Genomic DNA, 12262 nt, shown 5'->3' with positions numbered 1-12262 from the left:
GGCGGCAAGGGCGGCTCCGACTTCAACCCGAAGGGCCGTTCGGATGCCGAGGTCATGCGCTTCTGCCAGGCCTTCATGACCGAGCTGCAGCGCCACATCGGCCAGTTCACCGACGTTCCGGCGGGCGACATCAACGTCGGTGCACGTGAAATCGGCTATCTGTTCGGCCAGTACAAGCGCATCCGCGACGAATATTCGGGCGTGCTGACCGGCAAGGGTCTGGAATTCGGCGGCTCGCTGGCCCGTACCGAGGCCACCGGCTATGGCCTGTGCTACTACACGCAGGAGGCCCTGCGCGTGCTGCGTGGCGATTCGTTCGAGGGCAAGACCGTGGCGATCTCCGGCTCCGGCAACGTGGCGATCTTCGCCACCGAGAAGGTTCAGGCCCTCGGCGCCAAGGTGGTGACCGTCTCCGATTCCAACGGCTACATCTACGATCCGAACGGCATCCAGCTCGATGTGGTCAAGGACATCAAGCTCGGCCACCGCGGCCGCATCAAGGAGTACGCCGAGCGCGTGCCGGGTTCCGAATACCATGAGGGCTGCAAGGGCGTGTGGACCGTCAAGTGCGACATCGCGCTGCCCTGCGCTACCCAGAACGAGATCGACGAGGAATCCGCCAAGGCGCTGGTGGCCAACGGCTGCACCGTGGTCTGCGAGGGCGCGAACATGCCCTCCACCCCGGAGGCCATTGAGGTGTACAAGGCCAACAACGTGCTGTACGGCCCGGCCAAGGCCGCGAACGCCGGCGGCGTGGCCGTCTCCGGTCTGGAGATGAGCCAGAACAGCTACCGTCTGGCGTGGAGCTTCGAGGAGACCGACGCCAAGCTCAAGGGCATCATGGAGTCCATCGTGGCCAACACCCTGGCCGCCGCCAAGGAGTACGGCGAGGAAGGCGATCTGATGGCCGGCGCGAACATCGCGGGCTTCGTCAAGGTGGCCGACGCGATGGTCGCCCAGGGCTGGTGCTGATTGCCGGCATGGCCCGATAGAGTCCGACTACTCGACTAGGGGACTCCCGCGAGTTGCGGGAGTCCCTTTGCATATGACCGAACCTGATACTCGGCTGCGTCCACGCATAAAAATATCCCGCACCATGCGGTGCGGGATGTCCGATATCGAGATGTGCCGTCAGTCGTCACCAAGGGTGACGTGGATGCCGCCGACCAGCGAACTGACCACGTTATACAGCAGCGCCACGATGGTAATCAGCACCGTAACAATCACGACCTCGATGATCGAGAAGATCGTCACGGCCGACAGCACGGTGCTCAGCGAGAACACGTTCGCCAGATCCAGTCCGCTGGCATCCAGACCGGTGGTGGAGACCAGCTGGGTGATCTGGTCGAATACGCCCACCACATTCAGCAGCGCCCACAGCAGGCCGGCGGCCACGATCTGAATGAGACCTGCGGCGATCGACAGCATGAACGTGACCTTGGCCACGGACCAGGCATCCACGCGCGTCAGCGACAGGCTCATGCGACGTGCCCTCGGCGCGGGACGGCGCACCGGACGGGAGGGAATCGTGCCACCGGAATGCTCACGCTCCTGCTCCTCGCTGATCAACGGCTGATTGGAAACGGAACGTGCCACTCGCGGAGCGGCCGACTCCTGCTGGTCGTCCATATAGTCGACGACCTCATCCACCTCGGGATTGCGATCCTCAGGATTCTCACTCATCGTTGCTCCTTGGAAATCAAGCTCTTGTACGTGACGCTACCAGTGTTTCAGGACGATTACTCGCCGTCCGGGCCGGTCTGCACAGTCTCAACAGGCTGGGACTGCCCCTTTTCGGACTGTTCCGGTGCTTCGTCGGTCTCGTCGTCGTCCTGCTCGGCGTTGCGGGCGATCGAGATGATCACGTCGCCCTTGTCCGGCTTGGCCAGGGTCACGCCCTGCGTGGTACGACCGGTGCGCTTGACCTCGGACACATCGGAGCGGATCACCTTGCCGGAACGCATGATGGCCATGACCTGATCGCTTTCATCCACCACCAACGCGCCGACCAGGGATCCACGTTCGTCGGTCAGCTGCACGGCCTTGACGCCGAAGCCGTTACGGCCCTGCAGACGGTATTCGCTGATCGCGGTGCGCTTGGCGAAGCCCTCGTCGGTGACCACCAGCAGATCCTTGTCGGTGTCTCCCCAGACCACATCCATGGCCAGTAGCTCGTCGCCATCGCGGAACTTCATGCCCTGCACGCCGGCGGTCTGGCGGCCCATCGGACGCAGCTGCTCGTCGTCCGCCTTGAACTTCAGACTCATGCCATGGCGCGAGACCAAGATGATGTCGTCCTCGGCGTTGCACAGCGCGGCGCCGATCAGCTCGTCCGCGTTCTCGCCGTTCTCGTCGGCCATCAGGCGCACGGCGATCAGGCCGCCCTGACGCGGCGAATCGTACTCGGCCAGCGCGGTCTTCTTGACCTTGCCGGAACGAGTGGCCAGCACCAGGTACTTGGCGACCTCGTAGTTCGGGATCGACAGCACGGTCTGGATCGACTCGCCGGGCGCGAACTGCAATAGGTTGGCCACATGCTGCCCCTTGGAATCGCGCGACCCCTCGGGCAGCTCGTACGCCTTCAGACGGTAGACGCGCCCCTTATTGGTGAAGAACAGCAGCCAGTTGTGCGTCGAGGTCAGGAAGAAGTGGTCGACCACGTCGTCCTCGCGCAGCTTGGCGCCCTTGATGCCCTTGCCGCCGCGGTGCTGGGCGCGGTATTCGTCGGCCTTGGTGCGCTTGATGAAGCCGGAGTGCGTGACGGTGACGACCACGTTCTCCTCGGCGATCAAATCCTCCACGTTCATCTCGCCGGAGTACGGCAGGATGCGCGTGCGGCGTTCGTCGCCGTACTTGGCCACGATCTCGTCGAGTTCGTCGCCCACGATCTTGCGCTGGCGCTCCGGCTTGGCCAGGATGTCTTCATAATCGGCGATCCTGCGCATGAGCTCGTTATGCTCGTCCAGGATCTTCTGCGCCTCCATGTTGGCCAGGCGCACCAACTGCATCGACAGGATGGCGTCGGCCTGGACCTGGTCGATGTCCAGGAACTCCATCAGCTTCGGCCGGGCATCCTCGCGGCCCTGGCTGGAGCGGATGAGCCGGATGACCTCCTCAATGGCGTCCAGCGCCTTGAGCAGACCCTGCAGGATATGGTCGCGCTCCTCGGCCTCCCGCTTCAAGTAGCGGGTGCGGCGTTCGATGACGTCCAGCTGGTGCTTCACCCAATGGCGGACGAACGCGTCCAGCGACAGCGTGCGCGGCACGCCATCGACCAGCGCCAGCATGTTCGCGCCGAAGGTCTGCTGCAGCTGCGAATGCTTGTACAGGTTGTTGAGCACTACCTTCGGCACCGCGTCGCGCTTGAGCACCAGCACCAGGCGCTGGCCGGTGCGGCCCGAGGTCTCGTCGCGCATGTCCGCGATGCCCTGGATCTTGCCGTCGCGCACGGCCTCGCGGATCGACGCGGCCAGGCGGTCGGGGTTGACCTGGTACGGCAGTTCGGTGACCACTAGGCACATGCGGCCCTTGATCTCCTCGGTGTTGACCACGGCGCGCATGGTAATCAGGCCGCGACCGGTACGGTACGCCTGCTCGATGCCCTTGTGGCCGAGGATAGTCGCACCGGTGGGGAAGTCGGGGCCCTTGATGCGGGCGATCAGCGCGTCCAGCAGTTCCTCGCGGCTGGCGTCGGGGTGGTCGAGCGCCCAGTGCACGCCGTCCGCTACCTCGCGCATGTTATGCGGGGGGATGTTGGTGGCCATGCCGACGGCGATGCCGGAGGAGCCGTTGACCAGCAGGTTCGGGAAGCGAGCCGGCAGCACGGTCGGCTCCTGGGTCTTGCCGTCGTAGTTGGGCACGAAGTCGACGGTGTCCTTGTCGATGTCGCGCACCATCTCCATCGCCAGCTGTGCCATACGGCACTCGGTGTAACGCATGGCAGCCGCCGGGTCGTCGCCGGGGGAGCCGAAGTTGCCCTGACCGTCCACCAGCAGGTAGCGCATCGCCCACGGCTGGGCCATACGCACCAACGTGTCGTAGATGGCCGAGTCGCCGTGCGGATGGTACTTACCCATCACGTCGCCGACCACGCGGGAGCACTTGTTGTATCCGCGATCCGGGCGGTAGCCGCCGTCGTACATCGCGTACACCACGCGGCGGTGCACGGGCTTCATGCCGTCGCGCACGTCCGGCAACGCGCGCTCCACGATCACCGACAGGGCATAGGCCAGATACGATTCACGCATCTCCTTCTGCAGGTCGGTCGGCTGGATGCGTTCCCCGGACATCAGACCGTAGTCGGTGTCATCGGCCTCCTGAGGGCTTAACGGCTCCATCGAGCCGTTGGGCAGGTGCTGTTCGTCGGCACCCTCGTTCGTGTTCATTTCGTCTGCCACGATGTTCTACATCCCTTCATACTCAGGCATCGATGAAACGTGCGTCATGGGCGTTGCGCTGGATGAACAGGCGGCGGGGCTCGACCTCGTCGCCCATCAGCATGGAGAAGGTCTCATCGGCCTGGGCCGCGTCCTCGATGTGGATCTGCTTCAGGATGCGGTGTTCCGGGTCCATGGTGGTCTCCCACAGCTCCTGGTAGGTCATCTCGCCCAGACCCTTGTACCGCTGGATGCCCTCGCCCTTGGGCAGCTGGCGGCCCGCGGCCTTGCCCTCGGCCAGCACACGGTCGCGCTCCTTGTCGGTGTACACGAAGTCGTGCGGTCCCTTGGTCCATTTGAGGCGGTACAGCGGCGGCATGGCCACGTACACGTAGCCGGCCGTGATCATCGGGCGCATATACCGGAAGAACAGGGTCAGATTCAGCGTGGCGATATGCGCGCCGTCCACGTCGGCGTCGGCCATGATGATGACCTTGTGGTAGCGCACCTTGGAGATGTCGAAGTCCTCGCCGTAGCCGCCGCCGATGGCGGTGATCAGCGATTCGATGGTGTCGGACTTCATCATGCGGTCCAGCGAGGCGCGCTCGGTGTTCAGGATCTTGCCGCGCAACGGCAGGATGGCCTGGGTGATCGGGTTGCGCCCCTGGATGGCGGAGCCGCCTGCCGAGTCGCCCTCCACGATGAACAGCTCGCACTCGCTCGGATCGTTGGACTGACAGTCCTTGAGCTTGTCCGGCATGCCGGCCGTCTCGAAGATGGACTTGCGGCGCGTGTTCTCACGGGCCTTCTTGGCCGCAATGCGGGCGCGGGAGGCTTCGATGGCCTTCTGGATGACGTTCTTGGCCTCGGTGGGGTGGGCGTCGAACCAGTCGCCAAGCTTGTCGGTCATCACACGCTGTACGAAGGCCTTGGCCTCGGAGTTGCCGAGCTTGGTCTTGGTCTGGCCTTCGAACTGCGGGGTGGTGAGCTTGACGGACACCACCGCGATCAGGCCCTCGCGGACGTCGTCGCCGGACAGGTTCTCGTCCTTGTCCTTGAGGATGTTCTTCTCACGGGCGTACCGGTTGACCAGCGAGGTCAGCGCGGCGCGGAAGCCCTCCTCGTGCGTGCCGCCCTCGGTGGTGGAGATCGTGTTCGCGAAGGTCCGGACCGCCTCGGAATACGCCGTGGTCCACTGCATGGCGACCTCGGCGGAGATGCCGATCTTCAGGTCCTCGGATTCGAAGTCGATGACATCCGGCTCAATCGGCGTGGCCTTGCGGGACTTGACCATGTAGTCCACGTAGTCCTTGATGCCGTTCTCGTACCGGTAGGTCACGCTGCGGTGCAGCTCCTCGACGGGGTTGTCGCCGTCGCCGGCCACCTCGTCGCCCGCCTGGTCGATCTCGCGCAGGTCGGTGAGCGAGATCTTCAGGCCCTTGTTCAGGAAGGCCATCTGCTGGAAACGGGAACGCAGGGTTTCGAAATCGTATTCGGTGGTCTCGAAGATCGCCGGATCGGCCCAGAACGTCACCGAGGTTCCGGTCGATTCCTCCGCGCCCATCGGCTCGCCCTGCTTGAGCGGCGCGGTCGGCTTCTGGTCGACGTAGGTCTGCGTCCAGTGGTAGCCCTGACGGCGCACCTCGATGTCCACCCGCGTGGACAGCGCGTTGACCACCGAGATGCCGACGCCGTGCAGACCGCCGGACACCGCGTAGCCGCCGCCGCCGAACTTGCCGCCGGCGTGCAGTTTGGTCATCACGGTCTCCACGCCGGAGATGCCTGTCGCCTCCACGATGTCCACGGGGATGCCTCGGCCGTCGTCGTCCACGCGCACGCCGTTGCCCGGCAGAATGGTGACCTCGATATGCGAGGCGAATCCGGCCAGAGCCTCGTCCACGGAATTGTCCACGATCTCATACACCAGATGGTGCAGGCCACGGGGGCCGGTGGAGCCGATGTACATGCCCGGGCGGATGCGCACGGCTTCAAGCCCCTCCAGCACCTTGAGGTCGCTGGCTTCGTAATGCTCCGGGGCCAGGGAATCGTCCAACTGGGCGTCCTGCAGGTCATTGTCGGTACTGGCGGTGTTCATCGTATCGGGGTCGTTCAGCGCGTCCATCTCAGGGTCTGCCACAGAACTTCCTTCCTACTTGATTTCCTTACGTACGAAGGTTCTACTTTCATACGATATGCCCTAAAACGCAAATAACAGGGCCTTCTAGGGTCGATATACTCTATCTAACACCTTACTCGTCTACAGGGACTTTGCGCCTAGAGCGCCATTATCGGCCCCAGCGCCGCATATGGACGTATCGGCCCTGCGATTGCCGTGGTCCGGTGACCTGGATGCGTTCGATATCGAGCCCCGCCAGCCGTTCCCGAATCGTCGCCGTCAACTGCGGGATCAGATAGTTCAGCTGCGTGGCCCACACCGGGGACTCCGCGCGGATGGTCAGCACACCGTCGCGGAAATCCGCGACCTGCGAATGCGCGGCGATCGCATCGCCCACCACCAGATTCCACTGGGTGCGCAGCTGTGCCACCTTCAGATGGGGCACCCAATGGCCTTCGCCGGCAATCGTCCCCAGCACCCCACCCAACGTATCCGGGTCACGACCGGGCTTGCCGAAGTTCTCCCAGGCCTCCTCCGCCTTGCGCTCACGGTCGCGGCGCGAATCCGACCGGGCCATCAGCCGGTCGAACACCTCGGCGGGCAGCCGGCGCTGATCCAGGTGCAGCAGTACGACGGCGGGAACGCTCATGCCTCACCCGCATCCGCGGATCGCCGCATGTTCTCCAGGAACTCCCGCGCCATCGCATCCGGATCGTGGGCCAACCGCTGGTTTTCCGCCAGCTGCGCCACGTCAACGAGGTGCATCCCCGGTGATGCCGGGATGTCGTTCCGGGCCGCCGCCGTGATGAACACCTGCTCCCGGCCCTGCGCGAACTCCATGATCTGACGGCGCCGCGCATCGTCCAGCTGCGCGAACACGTCGTCCAGAATGATGATCGGATCGATGCCGCGCTCCTGCGCCACCAGCTCGTGCAGCGCCATCTTCAGCGCCCACGCCAACGTCCACATCTCGCCGTTGGATGCGAACTCACGGGCCGGCATGCCATGGAGCAGCACGGTCAGGTCGTCACGCTGCGGGCCGATCAGGTTCTGCCCGCGCGCCACCTCGCCCGCATACAGCCGCTGGAAGTGGCGGCTGAGCTCCTGTTCCGGCTGGTCGAAGAGCAGGACCTCGTCGAACGAGGGCTGATAGGCCAGTTCCGCCTGCTGTCCCTCGCCCGCCACGACGGCGTAGATGCGGGAGAACGGCTCCTTCAGCCGGTCCACCAAGGACGCCCTCAGTCTGGTCAGTTCCACGCCGACCTCGATGAACTGCCCAGTCCAGATCTCCAGGCCGCTCAACGCCGCCGGTGCGTCATCCGCCCGCTGTCCCAATTGTTTGAGCAAGGCCGCCCGTTGCTTGGCGATATGGGTGCACTGCTGAAGCAAATCCGCATACTCGGGCACCAGCAGCACCCCGGACTGGTTGAGCAGGGTTCGACGAGCGGAGGGGTCGCCGGCCACCAATCGCTGGTCCTCGGGGGCGAAGGCGATGCACGGCACCCTGCCGACGATATCCCTCATATAGTGCGAGGCGCCGCCGTTGATGCGGGCACGGTTCGCGCCACGGGCGTTGAGGGTGATCTCATACGTGGTGTCCGCCGGATCGCGCCCGTCCGATGCCGCCTCCGACGTGTTGACGCGGATGGTGGCCGAGGCGGCGTGCTGCTGGATGAGCGGGGCCAGGGTGGAGGTCCGGTGGCTGGCGCCGGTGCCGAGGACTTCGATGGATTCGACCAGATTGGTCTTGCCCAGGCCATTGGCCCCGTATAGCACCGTGATGCCCGGTTCGAAATCCACCACGCACTGGGTCCATGAACGGAAATGGTCCAGCGCCAGCCGTGTAATATGCACCCCGCGGCCTCGGCTCTCAGTTGTTGAAGCGCATCGGCACCAGCAGGTAGCGGTAGTCCATCGATTCGTCCGAATCGGCTTCCTGCTGGCCGTTGAACTCCACCGGCTTGACGGCGGTGGTCATCTTCATGCGCACGAACGGTTCCGTGATGGCACTCAGCCCCTCGATCAGGTACGAGGGGTTGAAAGCCACGGTGATGTCGTCGCCGTCCATGTCGATGTCCAGCGTCTCGATGGCCTGCGCCTCGTCCACGGCGCCTGCGGACAAGGTGAGTTCCTGGCCTTCGAACACCATGCGGATCGGGGCGTTGCGTTCGGCCACCAGCGCCACGCGCTTGATGGCCCCCAGCAGCACCTGCTTGTCGATCACGGCCTGAATCGGGTATTCATCGGCGAACAGACGGTCCACGGCGGGGAACTCGCCGTCGATGACCTGCGATGTGGAGGTGCGTCCGGCATTCTCGAAGCCCAGCAGCGACGAGGCGTCGGTGTCGAGGTCCAGGACCACGTTCTGGTGCTCGTCCAGCGAGCGGGCCACGTCGCGCAGCAGGGAGCCGCGCACCAGTGTGGTGGTGCTGAGGTCGCGGTCCTGCGGGGTCCAGGAGAAGCTGGAGCGGGACAGGCGGAAGCGGTCGGTGGAGGTCATGACGACCTTGTCGCCCTCGAACTGGATGCGCACGCCGGTCAGCACCGGACGATTCTCCTCGCGGGAGACGGCGACACTGGCCTGGGACACTGCCTGCACGAAGGTCGGCGCGTCGACTTGGCCGATCTTAGCCGGCACGATCGGCAGGTCGGGGTATTCGGTGTCCGGCATGAGCTGCAGCGTGAAGGTAGATTTGCCGGAGCTGATGGTCAGCGTCGAGGCGTCGGTGGACAGGTAGGTCTTTTCCGCAGGCAGCGACTTGGTGATGTCGGCCAGCAGTTTGCCGAGCACCAGGGCCGTGCCGGGTTCGTCGATGCCGGCCTCGATGTGGTGGCGGGCGGAAATCTCGTAGTTGAATGCGGAAAGCTGCAGGGTGCCATCGATGGCTTCGAGACGGATGCCCGCCAGGATCGGGTTGGCGGGGCGGGCGTCAATGACGCGCGTGGTCCAGGCCACGGCATCGGCCAGAGCTGCGGAATCGATTTCGACTTTCATGCTGTCCTCGTTTCGTTCAGGTGCTGAGTTCATTCTAGCTGTTGCAGTGATGAACGGAACGGGAGTCTGCGGGCGGGCGTTATGGTTGCGGCGATTACCTGTAGACGGGGAATAGTCAACACCATAAGCACGGTGGATATGTGGATAACAGTCTGGATCGTATGCGGGAGAACGGTTGTCCACAGGTGTGTGAATGTGGATAAGTGAGGGACGAAGTGTGGATAAGTCTCGGAGTTATCCACCGGCGGCGAGCGGTTCCGCGCGTATCCACATTCCAGGCGTGCTTGCGCACGTGTTATCCACCGCGATTTTGCGTGTCGTCCACCAGTTATCCAGAGGGTTTACCCACATTTGTGAATAAGTATGTGGATAACTTTGTGCACGCGGATATGACGACGCCCTCCCCACGGTGACCGCAGGAAGGGCGTCGTATACGGTGGCGTGGAAGCGCCTCCTGTCTACTTGTGGTAGTACGTGGAGCGTTCGAATTTCGGTTCGCAGCATACATTGATGCCCAGGCGCTTGAGTAGGGCCTCGTCGGAAGCCGAGATGATAACCGAGAAGAACGCATCGCAGCCGCGCAGCTTCGGCAGGCCGGCCAGCACGCGGGCCGCGACCTCGCTGGTGGCGGAGGTGATGGAGAGCGCGATCAGCGTCTCGTCGGGATGCAGACGCGGGTTATGGCTGCCGAGCTGCTGGGTTTTGAGCCGGCTGATGGGTTCGATGGCCTCGTTGGAGATGACCTCCAGCTCCATATCCACGCCGGTGACCTGCTTGAGGGCGTTCATCAGCAGGGAGCTGGCGGCCCCCAGACGGTCGGAGGTCTTGCCGGTGACCACCGAGCCGTCCGGAAGAATCATGGCGCCGGCCGGCGCCCCTGTGGCCTCCTCCTTGAGCAGGGCCGCCGAGCGAGTCGGCGAGTAATCCTTGGAGACCCCGGCCTTCTTCATGATGAGTTCGAGCTTGTCCACGTACTCCTGTCCGGTGCCGGTGCGTCTGACCTGTACGGCCGCGGTGAAGTAGCGCCGCACAATCTCCATCCTGGCGGCCTCGGCGCAGGCCTCGTCATCGGTGATGGCGAAGCCCACCATGTTGACCCCCATGTCGGTGGGGCTCTGGTAGGGGGAGGTGCCCAGGATCTTCTCCATCAGCGCCTTGACCACGGGGAACGCCTCGACGTCACGGTTGTAGTTTACCGTGGTCTTGCCGTAGGCCTCCAGATGGAACGGGTCGATGATGTTGGAATCGTCCAGATCGACGGTGGCGGCCTCGTAGGCGATGTTGACCGGGTGCTTCAGCGGCAGGTTCCACACGGGGAAGGTCTCGAACTTGGCGTAGCCGGCGGCGATGCCGCGTTCGTGCTCGTGATACACCTGGGACAGGCACGTGGCCAGTTTGCCTGAACCGGGGCCGGGCGCGGTCACCACCACCAGCGGACGTGTGGTCTCCACATACTCGTTGCGTCCGTATCCGTTCTCGGAGACGATCAGATCGATGTCATGCGGGTATCCCTCGATCGGGTAATGAAGCTTGCAGGGGATGCCCAGCATCTGCAGGCGGTGACGGAAGACGTCCGCCGCCTGCTGGCCGGCGTATTGCGTCAGCACCACGGCGGCCACGGTCAGGCCGTTGGTGCGGTAGATATCCGCCAGGCGCAGCACATCCTCGTCATAGGTGATGCCCAGATCGCCGCGTTCCTTGTTCTTCTCGATGTCGTTGGCGTTGATGGCGATGATGATCTCGACATCCTCCGCCAGGCTCTTCAACATACGGAACTTGGTATCGGGTTGGAACCCCGGCAGCACGCGGCTGGCATGGTAGTCGTCGAAGAGCTTGCCGCCGAACTCCAGATACAGTTTGCCGCCGAACTGGGCGATGCGTTCCCGGATATGCGCGGCCTGCAGTTCGATGTACTTGTCATTGTCAAAACCTTGGCGCATGGGCATCTCCCTCATCATCATGAGTCTCGCCCGAGCGCAGGGGCGCACGCCGGGACTCGTTGTTCCAACGCATCGCCCGGTCATGGCCTGCGGCCGACGGGCAATCATGCTACGAGTATAGCGGTGCCCCGCAATGACCCCCGCGGTTGCGGGACGTCACTCCGCGGAACGCTGCTTGAGACGCACCGTCAGTTCCATCACGTAGTTGTAGATCTCCTGCTTCTCCCGCATCTCGTCGCTGATGCGCGTGCACGCGTGCATGACGGTGGTGTGGTCGCGTCCTCCGAACACGTCGCCGATGTCCTTCAGGCTGATGCTGGTCATCTCGCGGGACAGGTACATGGCGATCTGTCGGGCCAACGCCACGTTCTTGGTTCGTGTGCGTCCGACGATCTGATCGAAGGTCAGATGGAAGTACTTGGCGACCTGGCCGATGATGTCAGAGGGTTTGACCTCCACATCCGTGGTGAAGAAGTCCTGCAGCGTCTGCTCCGCCAACGCCTTGGTGACGGGCTGGTTGCTGAGCGAGGCGACCGCGGTGACGCGCGTGAGGGCGCCTTCGAGCTCTCGGATGTTCTCGGTGAACCGTTCCGCGATCAGGTCCAGGACGTCGTTGGGGATGGTGACGCCGTTCATGCCGCTCATCATGCGCAGGATGGCGATGCGGGTCTCCAGGTCCGGCGGCTTGACGTCCACGGTTAGGCCGGCGTCGAACCGGCTGATGAGGCGTGCTTCGAATCCTTTGAGGTTTTTGGGTGCGACGTCGCTGGCGATGACGATGCGTTTGCTGGCCTGGTAGAGGCTGTTGAAGGTGTGGAAGAACTGTTCGAGGGTG

9 protein-coding genes are annotated in these 12262 nt (G+C 63.9%); 1 reads left to right on the top strand and 8 read right to left on the bottom strand.

The genetic code is table 11. From position 1 onward, the window contains the following. The coding region (locus B4C31_RS07020) for a Glu/Leu/Phe/Val dehydrogenase dimerization domain-containing protein (protein WP_291531901.1) at positions 1-972 on the top strand (972 nt) is incomplete at its 5' end. Positions 973-1131: 159 nt separating this feature from the next. Here the strand turns inward: B4C31_RS07020 and B4C31_RS07015 are convergent. The 8 genes from B4C31_RS07015 to B4C31_RS06980 all read right to left on the bottom strand — a co-directional run. Beyond that, complete coding sequence (locus tag B4C31_RS07015; protein WP_237744092.1) at positions 1132-1629, bottom strand: DUF3566 domain-containing protein; 498 nt, start codon at positions 1627-1629, stop codon at positions 1132-1134. A 110-nt stretch (positions 1630-1739) separates the two neighbouring features. Beyond that, positions 1740-4397, bottom strand: coding sequence for a DNA gyrase subunit A (gene gyrA / locus B4C31_RS07010; protein ID WP_414631856.1), 2658 nt, complete (start codon positions 4395-4397; stop codon positions 1740-1742). A gap of 22 nt (positions 4398-4419) precedes the next feature. After that, positions 4420-6471: a DNA topoisomerase (ATP-hydrolyzing) subunit B gene (gyrB, locus tag B4C31_RS07005; RefSeq protein WP_291531912.1), complete on the bottom strand. Its 2052-nt coding sequence runs from the start codon at positions 6469-6471 to the stop codon at positions 4420-4422. A 190-nt stretch (positions 6472-6661) separates the two neighbouring features. Next, the gene (locus B4C31_RS07000; protein ID WP_204466079.1) at positions 6662-7141 is read right to left on the bottom strand and encodes a DUF721 domain-containing protein; all 480 of its coding nucleotides are present in this window, start codon (positions 7139-7141) and stop codon (positions 6662-6664) included. Next, positions 7138-8346, bottom strand: a complete 1209-nt coding sequence (recF, locus tag B4C31_RS06995; protein WP_291531900.1) for a DNA replication/repair protein RecF — start codon at positions 8344-8346, stop codon at positions 7138-7140. Before recF ends, B4C31_RS07000 begins: the two co-directional genes overlap by 4 nt. Before the next feature lie 16 nt (positions 8347-8362). After that, complete coding sequence (dnaN, locus tag B4C31_RS06990; protein WP_291531899.1) at positions 8363-9487, bottom strand: DNA polymerase III subunit beta; 1125 nt, start codon at positions 9485-9487, stop codon at positions 8363-8365. A gap of 458 nt (positions 9488-9945) precedes the next feature. Beyond that, entirely contained in the window at positions 9946-11427 is a 1482-nt protein-coding gene (locus tag B4C31_RS06985; RefSeq protein ID WP_291531898.1) for a DUF1846 domain-containing protein, read from the bottom strand. 156 nt (positions 11428-11583) lie between these two features. After that, positions 11584-12262, bottom strand: a 679-nt coding sequence (locus B4C31_RS06980; protein WP_291531897.1) for a chromosomal replication initiator protein DnaA, incomplete at its 5' end; no start/stop codon positions are given.

It is taken from the genome of Bifidobacterium sp. UBA4282 (genome assembly GCF_002394995.1).
Lineage (GTDB): Bacteria > Actinomycetota > Actinomycetes > Actinomycetales > Bifidobacteriaceae > Bifidobacterium > Bifidobacterium pullorum_B.
This window is presented reverse-complemented; position numbering and strand designations above follow the sequence as displayed.